Origin of the sequence: Bradyrhizobium tropiciagri, from assembly GCF_001189845.1 — a bacterium.
Lineage (GTDB): Bacteria > Pseudomonadota > Alphaproteobacteria > Rhizobiales > Xanthobacteraceae > Bradyrhizobium > Bradyrhizobium tropiciagri.
Genome location: NZ_LFLZ01000030.1, coordinates 30,146 through 54,263, shown reverse-complemented (window position 1 = coordinate 54,263; position 24,118 = coordinate 30,146). Strand labels below are relative to the sequence as shown.

The 24,118-nt window shown below is 59.9% G+C and carries 14 protein-coding genes and 1 tRNA gene; 3 read left to right on the top strand and 12 right to left on the bottom strand.

The features are described from left to right. Positions 1 to 685 precede the first annotated feature (685 nt). On the bottom strand, positions 686 to 2,512 hold the full coding sequence (gene glmS / locus AKN84_RS23280; RefSeq protein ID WP_050422936.1) for a glutamine--fructose-6-phosphate transaminase (isomerizing): 1,827 nt from the start codon (positions 2,510 to 2,512) through the stop codon (positions 686 to 688). Between the two features lie 925 nt (positions 2,513 to 3,437). Here glmS and gmd point away from each other — a divergent pair. Continuing rightward, a complete protein-coding gene (gene gmd / locus AKN84_RS23275) occupies positions 3,438 to 4,523 on the top strand; it encodes a GDP-mannose 4,6-dehydratase (RefSeq protein ID WP_050422935.1) in 1,086 nt (361 codons plus the stop codon). Continuing rightward, positions 4,504 to 5,514: a GDP-L-fucose synthase gene (gene fcl, locus AKN84_RS23270; protein ID WP_128971087.1), complete on the top strand. Its 1,011-nt coding sequence runs from the start codon at positions 4,504 to 4,506 to the stop codon at positions 5,512 to 5,514. The genes gmd and fcl overlap by 20 nt, the downstream gene beginning before the upstream one ends. A gap of 276 nt (positions 5,515 to 5,790) precedes the next feature. Here fcl and AKN84_RS23265 read toward each other — a convergent pair whose 3' ends face one another. The 3 genes from AKN84_RS23265 to AKN84_RS23255 form a co-directional block, all read right to left on the bottom strand. After that, the gene (locus AKN84_RS23265) at positions 5,791 to 6,921 is read right to left on the bottom strand and encodes an MFS transporter (RefSeq protein WP_050422973.1); all 1,131 of its coding nucleotides are present in this window, start codon (positions 6,919 to 6,921) and stop codon (positions 5,791 to 5,793) included. Between the two features lie 1,182 nt (positions 6,922 to 8,103). Continuing rightward, positions 8,104 to 9,054, bottom strand: a complete 951-nt coding sequence (locus AKN84_RS23260; protein ID WP_244485426.1) for a sulfite exporter TauE/SafE family protein — start codon at positions 9,052 to 9,054, stop codon at positions 8,104 to 8,106. An 814-nt stretch (positions 9,055 to 9,868) separates the two neighbouring features. After that, entirely contained in the window at positions 9,869 to 12,970 is a 3,102-nt protein-coding gene (locus AKN84_RS23255; protein ID WP_050422933.1) for an efflux RND transporter permease subunit, read from the bottom strand. A gap of 798 nt (positions 12,971 to 13,768) precedes the next feature. On the opposite strand from AKN84_RS23255, the gene AKN84_RS23250 reads away from it, so the two are divergent. Continuing rightward, positions 13,769 to 13,844, top strand: a tRNA-Ile gene (locus AKN84_RS23250). A gap of 735 nt (positions 13,845 to 14,579) precedes the next feature. On the opposite strand, the gene AKN84_RS23245 is transcribed toward AKN84_RS23250, so the two are convergent. From AKN84_RS23245 to AKN84_RS23205, 8 genes are all read right to left on the bottom strand, one after another. Continuing rightward, positions 14,580 to 15,365, bottom strand: coding sequence for a class I SAM-dependent methyltransferase (locus AKN84_RS23245; RefSeq protein WP_050422932.1), 786 nt, complete (start codon positions 15,363 to 15,365; stop codon positions 14,580 to 14,582). Positions 15,366 to 15,662: 297 nt separating this feature from the next. Then, a complete protein-coding gene (locus AKN84_RS50015) occupies positions 15,663 to 15,785 on the bottom strand; it encodes a hypothetical protein (protein ID WP_283805535.1) in 123 nt (40 codons plus the stop codon). Positions 15,786 to 17,834: 2,049 nt separating this feature from the next. Further along, positions 17,835 to 19,031, bottom strand: coding sequence for an acyl-CoA dehydrogenase family protein (locus AKN84_RS23230; protein ID WP_050422929.1), 1,197 nt, complete (start codon positions 19,029 to 19,031; stop codon positions 17,835 to 17,837). 22 nt (positions 19,032 to 19,053) lie between these two features. Beyond that, positions 19,054 to 19,842 carry an ABC transporter ATP-binding protein gene (locus AKN84_RS23225; RefSeq protein ID WP_050422927.1) on the bottom strand — a complete coding sequence of 263 codons (789 nt, stop codon included), beginning with the start codon at positions 19,840 to 19,842 and terminating at the stop codon, positions 19,054 to 19,056. Between the two features lie 60 nt (positions 19,843 to 19,902). Continuing rightward, positions 19,903 to 21,234: an ABC transporter substrate-binding protein gene (locus tag AKN84_RS23220; protein ID WP_050422926.1), complete on the bottom strand. Its 1,332-nt coding sequence runs from the start codon at positions 21,232 to 21,234 to the stop codon at positions 19,903 to 19,905. 27 nt (positions 21,235 to 21,261) lie between these two features. Beyond that, positions 21,262 to 22,305 carry a branched-chain amino acid ABC transporter permease gene (locus tag AKN84_RS23215; protein WP_050422925.1) on the bottom strand — a complete coding sequence of 348 codons (1,044 nt, stop codon included), beginning with the start codon at positions 22,303 to 22,305 and terminating at the stop codon, positions 21,262 to 21,264. Positions 22,306 to 22,308: 3 nt separating this feature from the next. Continuing rightward, positions 22,309 to 23,199 carry a branched-chain amino acid ABC transporter permease gene (locus AKN84_RS23210; RefSeq protein WP_050422924.1) on the bottom strand — a complete coding sequence of 297 codons (891 nt, stop codon included), beginning with the start codon at positions 23,197 to 23,199 and terminating at the stop codon, positions 22,309 to 22,311. Then, positions 23,199 to 24,116, bottom strand: a complete 918-nt coding sequence (locus AKN84_RS23205; RefSeq protein WP_050422923.1) for an ABC transporter ATP-binding protein — start codon at positions 24,114 to 24,116, stop codon at positions 23,199 to 23,201. The genes AKN84_RS23210 and AKN84_RS23205 overlap by 1 nt, the downstream gene beginning before the upstream one ends. Between the last annotated feature and the right edge of the window lie 2 nt (positions 24,117 to 24,118).

Sequence of the window (24,118 nt, the reverse complement as noted above, 5' to 3'; positions counted from 1 at the left end):
GCGTGTCAGCGCGTGTTCGAGGATAGGTATATGCCTATCCTTATCGCTATCCTTACGACTATCCTTGGACATTGTGACCTCGCGACAAACCATTCCGCGAGATCTTCCTAGCCGACCAGATCAACCTTCAGCGCGTGGTCTCCGCATGACGCTCACCATGCTCAAGTTGGCCGACATGGCGCGCATGCTGGCATTTTGAAAAAAGTCAGTTGCCGCGCCTACGCGCTACCAATGAGCTAGCCGCGGCGGAGGAGCCCGAAGCTCCCTACGCCGGTCTGCTCGTCGGTTTCGGCAAGGGCGCGAGGATACCGAGCATCGGTTCCGAAATCTGCTTCAGGGTGATTTGGCCCTGTAGGAAGGCGGGCCTGGTGCCCATCAGCGTTAGTCAGGGGTTAGGATGATGACCCAAACAAGATTGAATCTGCTCGTCCAGCTAATCGGTCTATGATTGACCTGTTGATGCCGGGATCGTTCCCCTTCGAAGCTCACCTGTCTGGCCGATCAGCGGAGCCAGGGGCGGCGCAACAGGATTGCGTGAGCGCGCAACCAGACAGAAGCTACAAGCAACTTCGGATGCAACTATATCGAGAACTTTTCCGGCTCCGTCATCCACGACCAACACAGCGGAACGCAAACCCAACAGCCCGATGCCGAGGCGGGAGGCTCCGACATTACCACCGCGGCTTCATTCGACAGTCACCGATTTGGCGAGATTACGTGGCTGATCTACGTCCGCGCCTCTTACGAGGGCGGCATGGTAAGCCAAGAGCTGAAGCGGAATGGCATAGACCATCGGCGCAAAGTTTGCGACCATCTCCGGCAGCACAATGGTCATGAGTGTGTCTAGCGTCGCTTCCAAAGCGCCCTTCGCATCGGTGATCAGAACGATCTTGCCGCCGCGAGCTGCAACTTCTTGCATATTCGATACGGTTTTCTCGAAGAGCTCGTCGTAAGGCGCAATCGTCACCACAGGCACGGCCTCATCGATCAAGGCGATCGGTCCGTGCTTGAGCTCGCCGGCAGCATAACCTTCCGAGTGAATATAGGAAATTTCCTTCAACTTGAGTGCGCCCTCCAACGCCAGGGGGGCAGACGTGCCACGGCCGAGATAGAGCACGTCCCTCGAGTTGGCGATATCACCCGCGAGCTTTTCGATCTGCGGCTCGATCAACAGCGCCGCAGCAATCAACCGCGGCACTTCGATGAGCTCTCGGACGAGCTTCGATTCATGGATCTCTGAGAGCTTACCGCGCTCTCTTCCTGCCGCGACGGCAAGCACCGCCAATACCATCAGCTGGCAGATGAATGCCTTCGTAGAAGCGACGCCGATTTCTGGCCCCGCCAGCGTCGGCAGCATGGATTCGCTCTCGCGCGCAATCGTCGACGTAGGGACGTTGACCACAGATATCGTGTGCAGGCCCTGACTCTTGGCGTATCGCAGCGCAGCTAGTGTGTCAGCGGTTTCGCCGGACTGTGAGATGACGATCGCGAGATCGCCCTGACGCAAAGGCGCCTCCCTATAGCGGAACTCGGAGGCTACATCGATCTCAACAGGCAAGCGAGCTAACCGCTCGAACCAGTATTTGGCGATGTGACCGGCGTAGTTTGCCGTTCCGCACGCGGTAATTGAGATGCGCCGAATGGAGTTAAAATCGAACGGCAATGTGAGCGGCAGGGCTACGCGCTCGCCTGCCGTATCAAGATAGTGCGCCAGTGTTTTGCAGGCCACTCTCGGCTGCTCGTGGATTTCCTTGGCCATGAAATGGCGATAGTTCTCTTTATCCACAAGGAGTGACGATACGCCAGGCTTTGATGTCTCCCGCTGCACGACGGAGCCGTCTGCGCCATAGATCACGCAAATCGCTCGGGTAAGCACGGCCCAGTCGCCGTCTTCAAGATAGGTGATGGTGTCGGTCAACGGCGCGAGCGCGATCGCGTCCGATCCTAGATACACTTCGCCGTTGCCATGTCCGATCGCGAGGGGCGATCCCTTGCGCGCACCGATCAAAAGGTCGTCGTGAGCCTTGAAGAGGAATGCAAGCGCGAAGGCGCCGCGCAGCCGCGGCAGCGACGCTTGTACTGCATCCTGCGGCGAGTAGCCATTCTTGAGATAAGATTCGACGAGATGCGCCACCACCTCCGTGTCCGTCTCTGAGCGAAAGTTGGCCCCATCCCGCTCCAGCTCGGCTCGCAACTCGCGGAAGTTTTCAATGATTCCGTTATGAACGACCGCGACATTCTCCGTCGCATGCGGATGAGCATTGCTCTCGGTCGGTTTTCCATGAGTCGCCCAGCGGGTATGACCTATACCGGTATGCCCCTCGGGCGGACAATAGCGCAGCCGCTCCTCAAGGTTTCTCAGCTTACCTTCAGCCCGCCGGAGCTCGATACGTAGCCCTTCGAGCGTCGCAAGGCCTGCGGAGTCGTAGCCACGATATTCCAATCGCTTGAGCGAAGCGACCAACTGCCCGACGACCGGACCACGCCCCAAGATGCCGACAATTCCACACATATCGATTAATGCCGCCCAAGTTCAAAGAACCCGACGTCCCCGACAGGAAATCTGGTCATGAAATTCGCTTTCGACAAAAACTGACTTTCGCTGGATAGCGACGATGGCGTCATTGCCGCACGAGGCCGCCGCAAGGATACGTCGTGCAAGTAGTGTGGCGTCACCTTACAACGTCCTGCTCTCGCATTCACGCAACCGTTCTAGGGTTTGTCGCGCTGGTGTAATAGGCTCATCAGCCTCTGACGGTTTCCAGCTATGTGGGTCGGGATGAGACTAATTGATTGCCACCGAAGCTCCATTGTACGAACGTAAGCTTTCGATATCGAACCTGTTCGAAGAACTATACCAACGTTTGCTGCATTCTCACATTTCGTGCTCGCGTCGACCATCCAACGCTTACGAGAGCGGGCCGTCAGAAGAAGAGCGATGATCATCGTCGATGATCCTGCTGCCCAGACTACGGGTTCCGTTAAGAAGAAGGATCCGGGCATTTTGTAGGGCTAATGTTGTTGATGCGCAGGCTTCGCCGTGCTCTGGCTTACGTGCAGAGTTCAGACGAATACATCGACTACGCGGCTTCAGCAAGTCACCCGCTTGCGCCATGGCCACACCGAGCGAATGCACGCACCCAATGAGAGATAGAGAACACGGACTGCGGCCTCTCTGATTGACGTATGCACATAACGGGGTTCGCCATCTGCGATGGTTCGTTGGTTTTCATTTTGAAGCTCGATGGATATTCCCCCTCCAGCACGATTTAAATCAATGTATATAGTGTGCATTTCAGCACGATGTGTATGACTAGATCTAACGATCGGCTTCCTCTGATTGCGGGTGAAGTGCGCCGGCAGATTTCTCGAGAATCCCGTTTCGCAAAGGAACGATTCGAAGGGAAGCTTTCTTTCCAGCGCAGCTAAGAGAGACCATGGCGGCTCAGGATTCGAAGCGGCGCGTTGCGCTGATCACCGGCATCACCGGGCAGGACGGTGCGTATCTCGGCGAATATCTGCTCGGTCTCGGCTATACCGTGCACGGGATCAAGCGCCGCTCATCCTCGTTCAACACTGCGCGCGTCGACCATCTCTACCAGGATCCGCACGCCGGCAACGTGCCGTTCCTGATGCACTACGGCGACATGACCGATTCGACCAATCTGATCCGGCTGATGCAGCAGATCCGGCCGACCGAGATCTACAATCTTGCCGCCCAGAGCCACGTCCAGGTCAGCTTCGAGAGCCCGGAATACACCGCCAATGCGGACGCGATCGGCGTGCTGCGCCTGTTGGAGGGGATCCGTATCCTCGGCATGGAGAAGGAGACGCGGTTCTATCAGGCCTCGACCTCGGAGCTGTACGGGCTCGTGCAGGAGGTGCCGCAGAAGGAAACGACGCCGTTCTATCCGCGCTCGCCCTACGGTGCCGCCAAGCTCTACGGCTACTGGATCACGGTGAACTACCGTGAGGCCTACGGCATGTTCGCCAGCAACGGCATCCTGTTCAACCATGAGAGCCCGATCCGCGGCGAGACGTTCGTGACGCGCAAGATCACCCGCGCCGTCGCCCGCATCGAAGCCGGCTTGGAGAACAAGCTCTATCTCGGCAATCTCGATGCCAAGCGCGACTGGGGCCACGCCCGCGACTATGTCGAGGGCATGCACAAGATCCTGCTGGCGGACGAGCCCGGCGACTTCGTGCTCGCGACCGGCGAGACGCGGTCGGTGCGCGAGTTCGTTGAACTTGCGTTTGCCGAGGTCGGCCGCAGCATCGAATGGCGCGGCAAGGGTGTCGAGGAGATCGGTGTCGACAAGGCGTCCGGCAATACGCTGGTGCAGATCGACCCGGCCTATTTCCGCCCGACCGAGGTCGATCTTCTGATCGGCGACGCCAGCAAGGCGCGCGCCAAGCTCGGCTGGGCGCCGAAGACGCCGTTCGCGCAACTGGTGAAGGAAATGGTCGCCAGCGATCTCGTCGAGGCCAGGCAGGATGCGGCCAATGGCAAGCACGGCGTTTGAACTGAAGGGCAAGACGGTTTTCGTCGCCGGCCATCGCGGCATGGTCGGCTCGGCGCTGATGCGCCGGCTGGCGCGCGAAGATGCCGATCTGCTGACGGTGTCGCGCAGCGAGGTCGATTTACGCGACCAGGCGGCGGTGAATTCCTGGTTCGCCGGGAAACGGCCGCAGGCCGTGTTCCTCGCCGCCGCCAAGGTCGGTGGCATCGTTGCCAACAACACGCTGCGCGCCGAATTCCTTTACGACAATCTGGCGATCTCGACCAACGTGATCCAGGCGGCCCACGCCAATGGCTGCGAGAAGCTGATGTTCTTCGGCTCGTCCTGCATCTATCCGCGCCTGGCGCCGCAACCGCTGCGCGAGGATTCGATGCTGACCGGCCTGCTCGAGCCGACCAACGAGCCCTATGCGATCGCCAAGATCGCCGGCATCAAGATGGCCGAGGCCTATCGCAGCCAGTATGGCGCCGATTTCATCAGCGTGATGCCGACCAATCTCTACGGTCCCGGCGACAATTATCATCCCGAATATAGCCACGTCGTCGCCGCACTGATCCGCCGCTTCCACGAGGCGAAGGCCGCGGGAGCCAGCAATGTCGTGGTGTGGGGCACCGGCACGCCCCGCCGCGAATTCCTCTATGTCGACGATCTCGCCGACGCTTGCATCCATCTGATGAAGACCTATTCCTCGCCGGAACTGGTCAATATCGGCACCGGCGAGGACATCACCATCGCCGAGTTCGCCCTGTTGGTCGCGGCCGCCATCGGCTTTCGCGGCGAGATCAGCTTCGACACCTCGCGCCCGGACGGCACGCCGCGCAAGTTGCTCGACGTCAGCCGACTGGGCAGGCTCGGCTGGCGCGCCCAGACCTCACTGCAGGAGGGCATTCAGTTGGCGTATCGGTCGTATCTCGCCGACAGCAGATGGACGGCCAGAGTAGCCGCGTGTCCCGATCAGCGGGCGCAGGGCCGATCCCAGAATACTCGGCGGTGAATGTCTCAACATAGCCGGGCCGCTCACGCAGATAATCAACTTCGCCGCGCAGTCGACCGAGTTCGTTAACAACAACGCTCGGTGGGACGCCCAACGCCGAGTGATCCGGTGTGTCAAAGCCGCGGCTCAGCCAGCCGACTTGCAGGGACAGAGGCATAATCTACGTGCCGTTCCACAGCCATTGCGAGCTATCGACGCTCGGCACGAACGCCGCCTTGCGACCGGTCATTAGCTCGACGCGCGTCGCTATTCCCTCTGAGCCGACGCTTAGAGAGACTATGCCATCACCATCCGCGCCGACAGCGTCGCGATGCACATGAGCACACCTAACATCGCGAACGCCAACGGCAAGCCGACCATGTGTGCGACGAGCCCGATGCTGGCGGGACCGACCAGTATACCCGCATACCCGGCTGTGGTGATGACTGCAATCGCAACGCCTACGGGCATCACTCTCTGTTTGCCGGCGCGTCGACACAGTACGGGTACAACATTTGAAACACCCAATCCAATAAGCACGAACCCCGCCATGGCAATCAACGCAATCGGCGCGGCCACCACGGCCAAGAAGCCGGTCAAGATTGGCACGGTCCCGAGCATCAATGTGGTACGGTCGCCGAGCCGAGCTACCATGGTATCTCCGCTGAGACGGCCTGCGGCCATCGCAATTGAGAAGAACATACAACCAAGGCCGCCGCGCGCCTCTGCGAGGAGGCCTTGCCCAACGAGAAGCAAAGCGCTCCAATCAAGCATTGCACCTTCGACGAGAAAGGTGATAGCCGCGAGTACGGCTATCAGCAACACACTACGATTGGGCAAGACAAACAACGGTTCCTGCGGTCTCAAACTCATGGCGAGCAGCCGCGGCCAAGCTGACATAATCGCGATCATCATTAAGGCCGAACAGACCAACGTCGAGATAAGCGGGCCACGCTGCAGCGAAAGGAACGAGGTCACCGCGGCAGAGCCGGTGAATTCGCCAATGCTGTACTGGGCGTGGAAGCCGGACATCAATGGACGTCCAGTGGCGTGCTCCAATTCGATCGCATGAATATTCATGGCTACGTCGATCGAACCAAGTGAAACACCGAAAGCAAACAGCATGGCGCCGAGGCTGAGAGGTGTGCTGGCAACTGCAAGCCACGGCAGGATGAGCGAGATGCCAAGCCCACCCGCGATGATGATGGGCTTGCTGCCGTAGCGCGCATTCGACACACTGGTCAAAAGCATAGCGATGACGGACCCCGCTCCGAGACAGAGTAGCAGAAGACCGAGCACGCGGTTATCCACCCCGAGCCGCTCCTTCGCGAGCGGCACCAAAGGCGCCCAGGCCGCGAGGCCGAAGCCGGCCACAAAAAATGCGAGCCGCGTCCCGAGCAGGCCCGCAGACCAATTAACAGATGGTATCACAGGCACTCCTGAGAGAACGGCTCGCGAGCGCGGCGCGCCTCATCCCGTACGCAACGCCTGCAAGCGGCCCGAAGCTCGATGATGACGGCCTCAAGTTGACAATCTTTGTCTCTGCAAATGCTATGCCGTCGCAAGACGGGCTCAAGTCCTGGCGCGCGAACGTCAAATGAGAGCAATTGTCGATCACCATCCGGCGTATCGCGCAATCTTTCTGGGATAAACTAGCCCCACGAGTGACAATCGTCTTTGCTGGTACCCGACGGAGCGCAAAGCTCAAGGATCCTTGTCGGAAAGCATACAAATCCCAGCGCGCCCTTCCATGCACTGTCTCACCTCGAAGGCGGTCGTCAGTTTTTATGACGTCACTTATCAGCCAATCCGGAAGCTCTCATCATAAGCAACGACACTGCGTTGCAAGATCAATACAACGCGCATCACCAGAGCGGGCTTCCAGATCAACACCTAGCTTTATTCGGCGCTGTCGCGGAGGCCAAGGACCGCTTCATTCGTGGGGCGTGCGCGCCGCCTCGGGCCGTGCGTCTGGCTTCTGCGTAAGCGCTTCCGTCAGCCCAATGATCTCAGCGAATTGCCATCTCGTTATCTGGGAGAGATTGCGCCGAATGCGACGATCGTAGAAGCTGAGCAGGCTGAACGTGCGGGCGGGGATCTCTCGGACGAGCTGGGACGCAGTTAAGTCCCCGCTGATGACGAAAAAGACCTCTCCGCCGATAAAGCCGCCGGGGAAGATTGAGCCTTAGTGAAAGGCGATGACCGATAGGACGGCGGTCGCGCGCAAGCCGTCAATGCCGGTTCAATACTTGTGAGATTCCATCTATTCCCAGCTTCAGGCTGGTGATCCCCTACGCCGTGCCAAATGTCTTCGTATTTCGGGTGATCCGGTCTTTCAAGGTTAGTGTGCACTGACGAAGATCACCCCACCATTTCGAGTGGAACGGCAAGAACATCAGCCTCCAAATGTTCTTGGCTTTCCTCTGATATTGGATATCTGGCTCGTGCGCTGTGTTGTCTTTGGAGCAATCAGCCGGATGTCCATGCCGTTCTCGTCGACACCGAAAGGGGCAGCGCGGCGCCGCGAGCACATCAATTCAATTAGCTCCGCGATCGCTTGGCCAGGTCCAGGACGGGTGCCTTCGACATCAAGGCGCCCGCTGGCATCGTTCAAGCGCTTATACCCGCACCTTGCCGAGGTCGCCGTCCTGACCAGCTCGAACGGCGCGTGGAAAGGAACGAGTATAACAACCAAAGATCGATCAATATCGTCGCGGCCATCACGCTATAAGCCCATCCGCTATGCACTAGATTGAGCTCGATCAGAACCCGTGACAAACCGAAGCCCACGATCCAAGCATCGAAGCTCATGCAGATGCGTCGAAATATCTCCGGATCAAGTCGGCGAATGACGCAGGATCCCAGCGGGATGCCGAGCACAACGCTGGGTATTAAGACATGGAGAAGACTGCCGCTTTCGGAAATGAACAGACCGAGCCTGTAATAGACGAAAGCGGTCACGCTCGATTCCGCCACGCGCACCAGGGCAAGGCCGGCGCGAAATTCGTTTTTGACCAGGCCCTGATTGTTAAACAGCATCGCCAAGGGCGGGCCGGAGATAGTCGTCACCGAATAGAGGATGCCCAGCATCGATCCGAATGGCAGACTGATCAGCCAGCTTGCTTCGATAGGGCGGCGCCAACCGGCGGCTTGCAGCAGGATCAAAGGAAGAATGATCGTATAGGTGGCGAATTTGATCCAGCTTGGCTGCAGTGAAGCCAATGCATAGCCGCCAAGCGCAATGCCTGGCAAGAGTCCAACCAAGATGGGAAACACGCGTCTCCAAATCGCCGGTACGCCCTTCAAATTGACGAGGAGCACGTAGACGTTGACGAAGACTTCGACGATGACGATGGCAGGATTGAGAATGCGATTGGTGTAGAAAACCAGCGCAAGCGGCACAGTGAGCGAGGAAAACCCGTAGCCGATAGCTCCGTTTACGAAAGCCGCAAAACACGTCGTTGCGGCCAGGAACCAGATAGAAGCATCAAACCCAGGCATTTCCTTCACTTTCTCACGCCAGAGGGCGTCCAATCCCGCCAGGGAATCAGGCGTAAACATTGGTCTTCAAGATTGCGAAAGATTCTGACCACTCGCTTACGAGCTCCGACCGCCTTGATAATGACGATGGCCGCGGTCGAGTGCAGAGCTTCTACATTCGCTCCCTGTTACGGGCTGCAGTTGTGCAACAATAAGCGGCGCTGTACTCCCCGCTACCTAACTAAATCACCCAGCCATGCGCCTCAGCTTGCTCAACCAATGGCCTTCGTATCGAAATCGCAACAGCGTCAGCATCCGTGTAAGTGCGGACAACCAGTTCTCCAATCCCACAGAATTGCACTTGCGGTAGCCACCCTAAGGCGGATCAGACCGGAGTTCATCTCTTTCAGCTAGCAATTCAACGCGGCCAGACGAAAGAAAGTAAATTCTCTTTCAAGAGCAATTTGGATGATGGAAAAGCTGCCTTCTACTCGAGAACGCATTAATTCTCTCCGCGCGGCGCGGTGGGCCAACGTTCGGCTGCGGTGAACGTGCGGCAAATTCATCGTGGCGAAGCAACAGCGGATTGTTGACGTGTTCTTCGAGCGCCCGATGCGCAGCAACCTCGGCAGCAATGGCGCGAAGATCTCGATGCAACGGAGCGTTACGCCCCTCCTGAGGCTCCGCCGTTCACGACCCCGACACCTTGAAATGATCTTCTTTCCCCTCTATGAGGCAGTCCTTTGCCGCGGGCGAACGATGGGTCGAGAGGAGCGCCGCCGCGAGAGACCGTCCTTTGGTCCCGCGACGAATTTCGGGGCGCATTACCACGTTTGGCAAGAAACGTCCCTACCGTAGAGCAGTAATCAGTCAATCCAGCCTGATCCTGGCGTCATTACTCGGCCGGCTGGGCCTCGGCAGCGCTGGTGAGGTCGAACTTGGGGCCCTTCTTCGCGTGACCGGCACTCGCATCGACACGGTGATCGGAGGCGATCGCGACATAGACCGCCGGCAGGACGAAGAGCGTGAACAGCGTGCCGATAGACATGCCCGCGACGAGCACCAGGCCAATCGAGAAGCGGCTCGCGGCGCCAGCTCCTGTTGCCGCCAACAAAGGTACCACGCCTGTGACCATCGCCGCCGTCGTCATCAAGATTGGACGAAGTCGGACGCGAGCCGCCATCTCTATCGCCGAGCGACGGTCAAATCTCTCCTTGAGCTGCAGCTCGTTGGCGAATTCAACCATCAGGATCCCGTGCTTGGAAATTAAACCGACCAGCGTCAGCAGCCCGACCTGAGTGTAGATGTTCATCGTCGCCCAGCCAAAGAATAGTGGTATCAAGGCGCCGACAATTGCCATGGGTACACTGATCATAATAATGAGGGGATCGCGCAGACTTTCGAACTGCGCCGCAAGCACCAAGAATATGACGATCAGTGCAAACGCGAAGGTGATGACAAGTTGGTCACCCTCGTACACATATTGCCGCGCGTCGGCAAGGAAGTCGTGGCTGAAACCCGCTGGCAGCTTCTTTGCCTCTGCTTCCAAAAAGTCCACGGCTTGACCGATCGTGACCCCAGGCATCGGCACGGCCTGAAAGGTCGCGCAGTTGAGCTGGTTGTAGTGGGTGAGCGCGTTCGGATCAGTCGCAGTCTCGACAGAGACGACGGTAGATAGCGGAAGCATCGAGCCCGTCGCAGTCTTTACATAATAGTTCCCAATCGCTTCCGGGGCCATGCGTTTCTCGCGCGGCACCTGCGGGATCACTTGGTAGGAGCGGCCCTGCAGATTGAAGCGATTGATGTAGTTTCCGCCAAGTAGGGTGGCGAGCGCGTCGCCGATATTCTGCATGGTAATGCCAAGATCGTTGGCCTTGGACCGATCGACCTTGATTCGCACCACCGGCTGGTTGAATTCGAGGTCAGAGTCGCTAACCATGAACAGACCGCTCTTGCGCGCGGCGTCCTTCAGTTTCGACATCTGCTCATAGACGGATCGGAAGCCAAGCGTCGAATTGATCACCATCTGAACGGGCAGGCCGTCCGATCCGCCCGGAAGCGCCGGTAAGCTAAAAGCAAATGCGTTAACGCCCTCGATTTTCGACAGCTCGGCTTGAACAAGGGACCTAAGCACGATCGATGATCGCTTGCGCTCGTCCCATGGCTTCAGCAACATTCCGGCCATGCCTGATTGCGAGCCGCCACTTCCGTTGAGCACGAAGCTCAAATCGGTCTCGGAAAACTTTCGCAATGCTTTTTCGAGCTTGGCACCGTAATAGTCGAGATAGTCGATATTGGCATATTTCGGCGCCTTCGTTAGTGCGAATACGATACCTTGATCCTCCTCGGGTGCAAGTTCCTTAGAGGTATGCACATAGAAAAAGCCGACAAGGCCCAGCATGGTCAGCGCAAACAGCCAGGTAATTGGGCGATAGTCGAGCGAGCGATCGAGCTTGCGGCCGTACCAGCCTGTCATGGCAGCGAACACGCGGTTCGCGAATCTTGCAAACCGCCCCTCCTCGGCGCTCTTTAGAAAGATCGAGCACATCATCGGCGACAGCGTCAAAGCGATCACGCCAGACACGATCACCGCCCCGGCCAGCGTGAACGCGAACTCACGGAACAGCGCACCGGTTAGGCCACCGAGAAAGCCGATGGGGGCGTATACGGCCGCCAACGTAATCGTCATGGAGACAACGGGGACCACGATCTCGCGCGCTCCCCTCGTGGCGGCCTGCAGGGGCGGCGCCCCTTCCTCTAGATGACGATGGACGTTCTCCACCACGACGATCGCGTCGTCGACCACAAGACCTATCGCGAGCACCATCGCAAGCAAGGTCAGGAGGTTGAATGAGAACCCCAGCGCCAGCATCAAGCTGCAGACGCCAACGAGCGACAGCGGAATGGTGACGACGGGAATGACGACCGATCGCAGCGAGGCCAGGAACAGGAAGATCACCACCACCACGATCACGATGGCCTCGATGAGCGTCTTCTCCACTTCATCGATCGACGATTGGATGAATTTCGTTGAATCGTAGGCCACTTTCATCTTGAGCGATGGCGGCAGGTTGCGCTCCATTTCTGGAAACAGCGCGCGAACACCTCGCACTATGTTCAGCGGATTGCCTTGTGGACCCGCCTGCACGCCGATGACGACCGCGTGCTCGCCGTTCATGACGGCACTGACGTCTGTCGTCTGTGCGGCAAGCTCGACTGTCGCAATGTCTTCAATGCGCACAAAGCCACCATCATTGGCTTTAACGATCATTCGCTTGAAGTCATCTACGCTCCGCAGGTCGGTATTTGCCGTGACGTCGGAGATGGTGAAATATCCCTTGGTCTGGCCGGCGGCCGCCTGGAAGTTATTGGCGGCGATTGCAGCCGAAACACCAGCCGGCGAGACGCCGCGCCCAGCCATTTTCGCCGTATCGAGCCATAGCCGCATCGCAAAACTTTGGCCGCCCAGGATGTCTGCCGCGGCGACGCCGTCAACGGTTGACATAACCGGTTGCACGACGCGCGAGAGATAGTCGGAAATCGCGCTGGTCGTCAGTTCCTCGCTGGAGAAAGCGATATACATGACAGCGGTCGCCTGACCCGTTGCCTTAGTGACGACTGGATCGTTTGATTCCTTCGGGATTAAATATTTGATCGAGTTGACCTTAGAAAGCACCTCGGTGAGCGCCTCGTTGGGATCGAAATTCAGCTTTATGTAGACTTGGATCGTCGACGTACCGAGTACCGATGAGGAAGTGATGTAGTCGACGCCCTCGGCGGAAGCGACGGCCTGCTCCAGTGGAGCGGTGATGAACCCCTGGATCATGTCGGCGGAGGCGCCAGGATAGGAAGTCGTGATATTGACGACCGTATTGGACAGCTTGGGATATTGCCGGATCGGCAGAACGGTGGCCGCGCGAAGTCCGATCAGCAGGATCAGGAGACTGAGGACGACAGACAACACCGGGCGTTTGATGAAAAGTTCGGTAAATGCCATCTCGACTCGCATTCAAGGTAACGCAAATTCGCGAGCAGGTCGCGCTGCCCGCGGCTAATGCGCGTAAAATTTGGGAACTGGAAACGCCTGGTCCAAATGCACACGCTCCCAAGTAGGGAGCTCAGTCCTGCGCTTCTTACATCGTGGTTGCTTGGCCCTGCCCTTCTCATCACTGACCGCGACCTCGAATTGCGGGCGCTCTTCCCAAGTTAAACATCCATGTCTTTTTGCGCCTAAGCAGCCTGCGGGCCGCCTCGAGACGTGGAATTGGGCTCACCTATTTCCATGTAGTTTCGTCCTCAGACCTTGATGGAACGCAACGACTTCCAGCAAGGAATCAAGCCAGCTCAAGGCTTCGCTTCGATCGCTCCTTCGAATGATCCGGCCTCGATGTCGAAAGTAGAAACGATCTGATGGATGCTCAACTCTACAAAGGTGAGTGGGTAATATAGGATGGGCTGTCAAACCTATACCAAGGTTTTGTCAAAACGGAACGCTGAAGCCTCATCGCCCGCCTCAACAGCAGTGAAGAGCTCGCTAGGTTGGAAAAACCGTATCTTATGACTCCGCGCCGGCGCGGCCTGCTGATTCTACGCACGTCGCGCGCCTTCATAACGACACATGATAACTGCGCCAAAGCAGGCCTTCGGACTGAATTCACGCTTCGAGCTACAGAACGGGAAAGGAACCTATGCGGAGAAGTCCGAAGCGCGGGCGCGGAAGTGTGACTGAACCTTGCGGGAGCGGCAGACAACCTGTAACGATGCCAGCATGCCGCGCCGCCGCCTTTTAGTGGCGGGGCCTGTAGCTCAATGGTTAGAGCCAACCGCTCATAACGGTTTGGTTGCAGGTTCGAGTCCTGCCGGGCCCACCAATTTCGTTAATAATAAATAATAATGATATGTGAGGACACTTTTAGAATGACTCGATTTGCTCTTTTAGAGCGACTCGATTTCGTTTTACGAACGAATCGTCACTGAGACGACGGCCGAATTTCCCCTCGTTTTTTTTGCCGATTTTTGAGCTTGAGAAAACCGAGGGTGGTGCCTTCAGGAAATCTGCCTCATGAAACCTGCTGGTCGACGTGGCACCACAGCCGGCGATCCGGGCCAGGCGCCGGCTCGCCCGGAGGGTAGAGGTTACTCCCAAATTGGGAGCGTGCAGCAAACGCTCCTCCGTCCAGGACTTACGCCGCCCCATCTAGTTGTTCCACCAGCTCCCCGGCTTCTCCTCCGCATGGGCGAGCCAGGTCTCCGGCTCATCGCTTCGATTGGCCGACAGCCAATCGCTTCTCCTGTTCTCAGATGCAGGATTGATCGCGCCGGCAATATGTCCGCTCGCGCCGAGAACGAAATGAACGTCTCCACGGAATAGCCAGTAATCTGGTAAGCAGAGCGTTCCAACACGCCTCTACTTGAGGCTTTCCCACAGACGATACAATGGCCATAGACGAGTGTAAAAGCATGCCGCTGCTGCTCCCTGCAGCCTTATGGCGACCAGCAATATCAATGAGTGAAATTGTCGATTGCCAAATTCAATCCATCAAGATTGAAGGCTAATGTAACTATTGCCGCACCGACCACGCATTTCTGCGGCCCGACTGTAGGCACTACGCACCCGTCGTCAGTACACAAGCGGCCTGTTGCCCCGAATACGATATCCAATTAACACCATAGTTGGTCTCACGGATGAATTCGTCGAAAGCTAGTCTTTCATGCTTCTCGAACCCTACGTAGTTGAAGTATTCGTCAAACACGATAACGCATCCTGGACGAATCTGAGACTTGAGCCCCGTAAAGATACTTCTTGTGCTTGAATATATGTCGCAATCGACGTGGATGAACGCAACGGGCAGCTTGCGCTGAGCAAACAACGGAATCGTCTCATCAAACAGACCAACAATAAGCTCTACGTTCTCCGGAACGTCAGGCGCCTTGCCTCCACGATCGAAGTCCACTGGAAGGTATCCATTCCAGCGCTCCGGCAGGCCATTAAAGCTATCGAAGCCATAAAACTTCCGCTCCGGAAATCGCTCGGCCATGGTGCTGATGGTGTAACCGGTATAGACGCCGAACTCGAGAGCAACACCCGCATCCGCTTTTGATAAGGCATCAAACCTGAACTCATCATGATCGGCAAAAAAGACAGCATCAGGCATTTCTGTACGGATTATCTCAATCGCTCGTTCTTGTGCAATCACAGACAAAGTACGAAACAAGCTATGATTTGTTCTGGGTAGCCCGTACATTTCCGCAGCGGTTACAAGTTTGCGCAGGTGTTCATTTGCAATGTCCTGCTTGCTCAGCATTGTCGACAAAGCTTTGGCTACCTCGCTGGAAGATTTCGCTAACCGATCAATTGCTGCCAATAGGCGATCATCAACCGTTTCTTTCATCACGTCATTCCCTTTGACTACACAAAATCAATTGCTCTCGCCGACCCCGACGAAATTATCTCATCGGTCCTCTGAAAAGCAGATGTTTCGAAGAAGCATTTCATGAGACAGGTAAGAGCGACTCGATTTCGGACCATAGAAACAACTGATTTGCTGCTGCTGCGACTACCAAATTCAGCAAAGTCCAAGATTGACGCGGCAAAGATCCCGACGCAGGTGCAATTCGAAGAATGGGCGCCGAATTTCGCATGGCCAGCAGGCGGCTGGCGCCGGTATCAGGCGGGGATGAGCCACTGGTCACGGCCGACACTCGACGATGCCGATGATCGGTATGTCGATGATCATTACCAACATGATGGTGATGCCGTCGAACAGCATGCTCATAGTGCCGATGATCAGTCGATCATCGGTATCTGGCACTTTGGCCTCGGCCCGATTGGCGTTCAATTCAGTCAGGTCTCAGCCGCACTACGTCGCGATCGGGCTGGTAGGCCGACCCGAGAGAATCCTGTCGTCGAACGACGATCGAAAGCCTCGTTTTCGATCACCAGAAGCGCGATATCTGCTTCACCGTACCATTTTGCGCTTCGGTCACTGGTAACTAACGCTCGCGGTCTGACAACGGGACACGCCGACGTACTTTCTGAGAGTCAGATTTCTACTCAACAGACTTGTAATCCTCGTTCGCTTGAATTCGAGATTGCGCCTGACGGGCCCGTTCGTCGATCGCGCGTCTGGCCGCGGGACGCGCGTCCAATTCTGCGGCAGCGACGCTGTTGGCGAACGCCAAGCCGTTCCCTCTTGCGATCCGTATCAGGAAACCTCGCTTTTCGAGGAAGCAGCCCTCGTAGTCCGCCCTGATCCTGCAAACCTGCCGGATGTCGCCGACGATGTGGAAGGCCAAACCGCAAGGAATCTGCGGCGGTCATTTCCTCCAGCTCAACTAGACCAAAACGAAATGCAACCCGGTATCATAGATGGCGGTCGACCAGTTCCGATAGATCCTAAGAACCTTCCGGTTGAACATCGCGCAAGGTCTTGATGCTTCTCGACCACCTCTACGATCCCACTCTTCAGCCCCGGGGAGGCATCACCTGCCTCACCAACGCCATAAGCCCTCCATCCATAGTTCTCACATCGGCGCCGTATCCATGCCGCTGGTGACTCGTTCTGCCCTCCAGAAGCTTAAGCTGGAACGCCGCCTGCGATTCTGACGGAATGCTCGTTCGAGTCCTCCTCAACGAATCCTTGGGAAATCGCCAGAGCCTAGGTCTCGAAGGCAAGGGATTCTTTCCCATTAAATGAACCGGCCCCGCCCTTCGCCGGAACGTTTCAAATTGTAGCGATCGTTCGCGGCACTCGTTCACCGCCGCCGGCCAATCCTCGAAGCACACGCGAGAGCTTCTCCCGCGCACGAAGAAACTTTGCCGCAGGCGACGTGCCTGGCCGGCGCCAAAAATGGAAGTGCGACGTGTCCTCGGCCCCCTCAAGCATCTGCAGGCGGAAACTGCCTTATCGGGACTGCCACGTAATCGTCTCAGGACCGGAAGATCCGGCGGGCCCGGGCACCGTCACCTGTATCGACGTCGAAACCGGCACGTTCGTCGGTAACGCTCGGATCGCCGATCGGTACGATCGTCCGATCGGGGACGAGGAAGTCACGCGGATGGTCGGGGGAGCGTACCGATTGGCCTCGATCGCGGTGGATTTGGAGACGGATCTCCTGTCTCGCCGCAGCAGGCGCATTTCGGATATCCTGCGGACCCGCCGACGTCTCTGGCGTCGCCGCTGCCACGCCCGACGGCACGCTCTCGGCTGATTTTTCGCGCCGCCCGCGTTTTGCAGGGCCGAACCATTAAAATCTTGAGCACGAATGTAGCGCGATCACGGCCACTTCGGACCGGCCGGGAAATCATCCGGATCAGGCTCGTCGGGATCGACCTCATCTTCCTGACGGCCGGTCAGCCGAGCGCAGGCATCGTCGAGGAGCCGCTGGCCGACCTTCTGCCAGACCGACTCGGGACCGTACCGTCGTAGCGCTAGCGCCGGCGCCCGCCGGTCCTTTGTTCGAATCCTGGATGTCCCGATGGCGCCTTTACATTATCTGCCCCTCTCCTCGTTCTCTCTTGGGATGCCCTCAATAGCGAGTTCGGGAAGGCAGGCGATGATAAATATCCTTATCGACCTCAATATCGAAGCAAAATGGCGGATCCAATTATCGCCAACAGGATCGCTCTTGATCTCGGACGCGCCCTAGCTGCCATTCGACAGATAAGGCTCCGTTTAAGGCGCCCTGAGAAGACGGCGGGAGTCTTGCTGTGGACATGGACGCCACTGGTCTGATCGAGACCGTTGACCTCCCGACAGCACACGTCCCGGTCTCTCTAGGATCCCCACCGGCAATGGAGAGCTATTCCACAAGAGAGACTTCTCATGTGCGCCAAGGTTGGGGATGTCCCCCTATTCGACTTACTCTCCCCCGTCGTAGAAGAGCTCCAGCGGCAGACCGACCACTGCCTTCCCGATCCAGTCGCGCGCGATGACATTGGACGGCCCCATCGCGATCGCTGCACGGGCGTCGCGATAGGCGCGCTCGATCGGGCCGCGATGATAACCGTAGCCGCCCGTCACCGTCAGCGCGGTCGCGGCGACCTTGTTGGCGACCTCGGCGGCATGCACCTTGAATTCGGTCAGCGGGATCAGGATTTCGCTTTGCGGCTTGCCGGCGCGCCAGAGCGCGTCGAGCTTGCCCGCGAGTTCGTTGCGCCACGGCCGCAGCGTCTCGACCAGCACCTTGGCCGCGCCGAGCTCCTGGCGGATGGCCTGATAGTCCGACAGGCTCTTGTTCCTGTCCTTGTGCACGAAGCTCGTGGTGTGGGCGATCGCCGCGTTCAACGCGCCGCGCGCCACGCCTTCCCAGACCGCGCCGAGCCCGATCAGATAGACCGGCGAGACGCCGTCATAGATGATTTCCTTGCCCTGCCCCTCGGCGCCGAGCCGGTCGCGCTGCGGCACATGCACATTGTTGTAGCGGATCGCCCCGGAATGGTTGGCCCGCACGCCCAGCGCATCCCAGGGCCGGGACTCGATGCCCTCGGCCTTGCCGTCGACGATGAAGAAGATGATATCGGCCTGATCTCTGGCGCCCGGCGTACGGGTCTGCACCACGTAATAGTCGGCCTGGCCCGAACTCGTCGTGAACGACTTCTCGGCATTGACGCGATAGTCGTCGCCGTCGCGCGAGGCTTCGGACAGATTGTACCACCAGTGCCCGCCGGTGGCGCGTTCGCTGGTCGAGTAGGTGCCGAGCAGGCTGCCATTGTTCGCCTTCAGCCAGCGCTCCTTCTGATCGGTGTTGCCGAACAAATTGATGGTCTGCGCCGCGCCGACATGCATGACGTAGATGAGCCCGGTGGAGGCATCCGCCTGCCCGATCCGGTAGGCGGCTTCCGCGAAGTCAAGATGGCCGAGGCCGAGCCCGCCGAACTGCGGCTCGTTCAGCACGCCGGTCCAGCCGGCCTCCGCCAGCGCGCGAAGGTTCTCGCGCGGAAAGCGGCTCTCGCGGTCGTTGCGGTCGGCATGCACCTTTACCGTTGCGTCGATGGCGGCATCGAGCTTGGCATAAACGTCGTCGTCGATCCTGCGTGCGAGATTGTCGTTGGCCATGGTCAGTCTCTCCGGGTTGCAATCATGCGACAGCCTCGCGCGGCTGCCTTCGGCCCTGATCGCCCTGCGACGATCCGCCGAGATAATGGGTCTTGATGTCGGCGCGCTGCCGCAGTTCGGCCGCGCGACCGGCCAGCACGCTGCGCCCGTTCTCGAGCACGACCGCATGGTCGGCAAAGCGCAGCGCCACGGTCGAGTTCTGCTCGGCAACCAGGATCGACAGGCCCTGCTCGCTGTTGAGCTGCTTGAGCGCGCGAAAGATTGCCTCGACGACCAGCGGCGCGAGGCCCATCGACGGTTCGTCGAGCACCAGCAGCCGCGGACGCGACATCAGGGCCCGGCCGATCGCCGTCATTTGCTGCTCGCCACCCGACGTCAGTCCGGCGAGCGTGCGGCGATGCTGCTTCAGGCGCGGAAACAGCTGATAGATTTGATCCAGATCAGCGGCGATCTCCGCCCGGCGCGCATCGCGCCCCATCGCGCCGGTGATGAGGTTTTCTTCCACCGTCAGCGAGGCAAAGCAATGCCGCCCCTCGAGCACCGGCACGAGCCCGGCGCGCACCAGCGTCGCCGCCGAGGTGCCGGCAATGTCACGGCCATCGAACATGATCCGCCCCGCGGTGACCTGGCCGCGCCGCGCCGAGAGCAACGCCGAGACCGCCTGCAGCGTGGTCGACTTGCCGGCGCCGTTGGCGCCGAGCACGGCGACGATCTCGCCGCGCCGCACGGCAAGCGAGACGTCGCTGACGGCCGCGATCGCGTGGTTGTAGGTCGCGGCCACGCCTTCGACCGAGAGCAGGGTTTCACTCATCTGTTGATCCATCGTCTCGAGGGACGCGGGAGCCGAACAGCTCCCGCGCCCGTTGGGGCGTCAGTTGCTGACGGCCTCGTCGCCGGAGGTCCGCACCTTGATGCCATGCTCCTTGGCATAGCCGGCGGCCGACTTCTCGATGATCGGACGCAGGAAGGCCCAGTCCGGCGCGATCCAGCCGGAGACCACCTTCCATTTGCCGCCGTCCCACTGCTGGAAGGTGACGCGGCCGTCGCCCTCGTGATTGTCCCAGGTGACGTTGATTGAATGGAACAGATCCTTGGCGCCGAGCGCTTCGACCCGCGCCGGATCGAGCTGAAGATGCTCGAAGCCCCAGCGTACCTCGTCGCCGGTCAAGGTGCGCTTGCCGAACTTCGCCTGTGCGATGCGGATCGCCTCGACATTGAGGATGCCGTTCACGATGCCGAGATTGTGGTAGACGCTGCCGATCCGCTTCTTGTCGTCGAGATTGCCCTTGCCGGCGCCATAGACCGTCTTGATCACCTCCTGCAGCACCGGATATTGCTCGCCGGAGGCCTGCGTCGTGATCGCGATATAGCCCTTGGCGGCATCGCCGGCCGGGATCACGTCTTCCTCGGAGTTGGACCAGACGTTGCCGATGATGTGGTCGGCGGGGAAGCCGACCTTCTGCGCGGTCTTCAGCGCCACCGGATTCATCACGCCCCAGCCGCGCAGCACCACGTAATCGGGCTTCGCGCGGCGGATCGACAGCCATTGCGACTGCTGCTCGTTGCCGGGATGCGGCACCTCGATCTGCTCGAGACTGAACTGGTACTTGTTGGCAAAGAGCTTGTAGATCGGGATGGTCTCCTTGCCGTAGGGCGAGCCGTGATAGAGCACGACGATCTTCTTGTCCTTCAGCTTGTCGACCCCGCCCTCGCGGCTCGCGATGTAGTTCACGATTCCGGAGGTCTCGCTGTAGGGATTGAGCAGCAGCGGGAAAACGTAGGGGAACACGCGGCCGTCGGTCGAATCGGTGCGGCCGTGGTTAATGGTGATGAGCGGTACCTTGTCCTTGGTGATGCGGTCGATCATGGCGTAGGCGATGCCGACCGACAGCGGATTCCAGGCGGCAACGCCGGGCCGGCCCTTCAGCCGTTCATAGACCTCGACGCCGCGCTCGACCTCGTACTGGGTCTCGCCCTCGTCCCACGTCAGCTTGACACCGTTGACGCCGCCGTCGCGGATGTTGATCAGATTGAGATAGTCGATGAAGCCGCCGAAGAAGCCGGTGCCGCCGGCTGCATAGGGACCGACCCGGTAGCTCTGCAGCGGGAAGAACTGCTCGTCAGCGCGCGCCGCCGGTGCTGTGGCTAGCACGGAGGCTACCGCAGCGGCAAAGGCAAATTTCAGATATCGGGACTTAATCATCTTTGGTCTCTCCAGTAATGCGAAATGTCAGGTGTTGCGGACGGCGGCCGGCCGCGTGACCGCGCGCCAAAGCCGATCCCACAGCGCGATCAGGCCGCGCGGTTCGGCGATCAGAAACGCGATGATGAGCGCGCCGACGACGATGCGCTGACTCATCTCCAGCACGCCGGAATCGAACACGCCGCCGAGCAAGGCCGCGCCGGCGCGCGACAGGATCAGCGGAAACACCACGATGAAGGCGGCGCCGAGAAACGCGCCGCGTAGCGAGGCCAGTCCGCCGATGATGATGATGAACAGGATCTGGAACGAGCGATCGAGGTTGAAGCCGGCCGGCTCGACCGTGCGCAGATAGGCGAAGGCCCACAGCGCGCCGGCAATGCCGATCAGGAACGAGGAGACGCCGAAAGCGAGCAGCTTGGTGCGTAGCAGCGGCACGCCGATCACCTTGGCGGCGAGTTCGTGGTCGCGCACCGCGATGAAGTTGCGGCCGCTCTGCGCGCGCAGGAGCCGCAGCGTCAGGAACGTCGCGACCACCACGACACTCAGGGAGAACACGTAGCGCCCTGCCGGGCCGGTGAAGGTGAAGCCGGCCACGCTGAGCACCGGGGCATCGATCACGCCGGACGGATTGTCGTTGGAGAACCAGCCGAACTTGGTGAGCGCCCATTGCACGAAGAACTGCGCGGCGAGCGTCGAGACCGCGAGGTAGAAGCCGCGCAGCCGCAGGCTCGGCAATCCGAACACGATGCCGATCGCGGCCGCGATGAGGCCGGCGAGCACCAGATCGACCAACAGCGGCAGCTGCGGCAGCCGCAGGTGAAGGTTGTAGGTCGCATAGGCGCCGACCGCGAGGAACGCGGCGGAGCCCAGCGACACCTGCCCGGCGTAGCCGGTGAGCAGGTTGAGCCCGACGGCCGCGAGCGCCAGCGCGAGGAACGGCGTCAGCACCGCGTCCATCAGATAGTCGAAGCCGAGCAGCGGAACGGCGCCGAAGGCGATCGCGGCCCCGACAGCGATCACAAAGGCTCCGGCGCTGGGCGAGAGCTGGGCCGTCGATGGTGCTGCGCTCATCGCCTAGACCCTTTCGACCAGCTTCTGCCCGAACAGCCCCGACGGCCGCACCAGGAGCAGCACCAGCGCCACGACATAGGCCGCCCAGGCCTCGATGCCGCCGCCGAACAGCGGCCCGACATAGACTTCGGAGAGCTTCTCGATGGCGCCGATCAGAAGGCCGCCAATGATCGCACCGGCGATCGAATCGAAGCCGCCGAGCACCAGCACCGGCAGCGCCTTCAGCACCACCAGCGACAGCGAGAACTGCACGCCGAGCCGCGCGCCCCACAGCAGGCCCGCCACCAGCGCGACGATGCCGGAGGCGGTCCACACGCTGGCCCAGACCCGCGGCAGCCGCAGGCCGACGGCCAACGCCGCGAACGGATCGTCGGCGACTGCGCGGAACGACAGCCCGGTGCGGGTGTAGCGGAAGAACAGCGCAAACAGCGCCACCAGGCTGCCCGCGACCGCCGCGGCGAACAGGTCGAACCGGCTGATGAAGACCCCGGCGATGTCGAGCGGCACGTCGCTGATCCCGATGTCGAGGCCGTGGACCTGGGTGCCCCACAACAGCTGCGCCGCGCCCTCGATCACATAGGACAGCCCGAGCGTTGCCATGAACAGCGTGATCGGCGGCTGGTTGACCAGCGGCCGCAGCACCGCGCGCTCGACGCTGACGCCGAGCACGACCATGATCGCGAGGGTGATGACGAACGCGACCGGAAACGAGATGCCGCGCTCGAGCAGGCTGACGAAGGTCAGCGCCGCAAACAGCAGCATCGCGCCTTGCGCGAAATTGAGCACGCCCGAGGTCTTGTAGATCAGCACGAAGCCGATCGCGACCAGCGAGTACATCACCCCCGACAGCAGGCCGCCGACCAAAACCTCGATCAGAAACTGATAATCGAACATCAGACCGCGAGCTCCGTGACGTCCTGATGCGCGACGCCGAGATAGGCGTCGATCACCGCCTGGTCGGCCTTCACCTCGTCGGGCGTGCCGTCGGCGATCTTGCTGCCGTTGTCGAGCACCGCGATCCGGTCGGAGAGGCCCATCACCACCCCGATGTCGTGCTCGATCAGAACGATGGTGGCGCCATAGAGGTCGCGCGCGTTGCGTACGTGCTCGGACAGCTCGAGCTTCTCGCTCAACGTGACACCGGCGAACGGTTCGTCGAGCAGCAGCAGCGTCGGCCGCGCCACCAGCGCCCGCGCCAGCTCGACCCGCTTCTGCAAGCCATACGGCAAACTTCCGGCGGAGCGCTCGCGGACGTCGCCGAGATGCAGGAAACCGATGACGTCTTCGGCAGCGGCGCGGTTTTCCGCCTCGATCCGGCGCGCCAGCGGCGAGCCGATGATCTGGCGCAGGAAGCCGGCGCGGACGCGATGCGCGAGCCCCATCAGGACATTGTCGAACACCGACAGGCCCTTGAAGATCGCGAGGTTCTGGAACGTGCGCGCGACGCCGTGCGCCGCGAGCTCAGCGGTAGGCACCTGGGCGAAGGCGCGCTCGCCGAGCCAGACCTGGCCGCGGTCGGGCCGGTAGAGACCGCTGATGACGTTGAGCAGCGAGCTTTTGCCGGCGCCGTTGGGCCCGATGACGGCGCAGATTTCACCCGGTGCGACCGCAAGGTCGATGTCGCGCAGCGCAGCGACGCCGCCGAATGTCAGCGCGATATCGCTCAAGGCCAGCACCGGCCGTGCCGCGCAATCTGCGGCCTGCGCAAGCCGCCGATCGGGAGTATCGGTCGTCGCTGGCGCAAGTGCCCTGCCTTGCGCCGGAGCCGCCTCCAGCGCAAGGACGCCGGCATCTGTCGCTATCGCCGTCACGT

Excerpts from the sequence above, each read along its gene's own strand:
- fcl (WP_128971087.1), top strand. The coding sequence starts at position 4,504 with ATGGCAAGCACGGCGTTTGAACTGAAGGGCAAGACGGTTTTCGTCGCC.
- glmS (WP_050422936.1), bottom strand. The coding sequence starts at position 2,512 with ATGTGTGGAATTGTCGGCATCTTGGGGCGTGGTCCGGTCGTCGGGCAG.
- AKN84_RS23245 (WP_050422932.1), bottom strand. The coding sequence starts at position 15,365 with ATGAAAGAAACGGTTGATGATCGCCTATTGGCAGCAATTGATCGGTTA.
- AKN84_RS23225 (WP_050422927.1), bottom strand. The coding sequence starts at position 19,842 with ATGAGTGAAACCCTGCTCTCGGTCGAAGGCGTGGCCGCGACCTACAAC.
- AKN84_RS23220 (WP_050422926.1), bottom strand. The coding sequence starts at position 21,234 with ATGATTAAGTCCCGATATCTGAAATTTGCCTTTGCCGCTGCGGTAGCC.
- AKN84_RS23260 (WP_244485426.1), bottom strand. The coding sequence starts at position 9,054 with ATGTTTACGCCTGATTCCCTGGCGGGATTGGACGCCCTCTGGCGTGAG.
- AKN84_RS23210 (WP_050422924.1), bottom strand. The coding sequence starts at position 23,199 with ATGTTCGATTATCAGTTTCTGATCGAGGTTTTGGTCGGCGGCCTGCTG.
- AKN84_RS23230 (WP_050422929.1), bottom strand. The coding sequence starts at position 19,031 with ATGGCCAACGACAATCTCGCACGCAGGATCGACGACGACGTTTATGCC.
- gmd (WP_050422935.1), top strand. The coding sequence starts at position 3,438 with ATGGCGGCTCAGGATTCGAAGCGGCGCGTTGCGCTGATCACCGGCATC.
- AKN84_RS23255 (WP_050422933.1), bottom strand. The coding sequence starts at position 12,970 with ATGGCATTTACCGAACTTTTCATCAAACGCCCGGTGTTGTCTGTCGTC.
- AKN84_RS23215 (WP_050422925.1), bottom strand. The coding sequence starts at position 22,305 with ATGAGCGCAGCACCATCGACGGCCCAGCTCTCGCCCAGCGCCGGAGCC.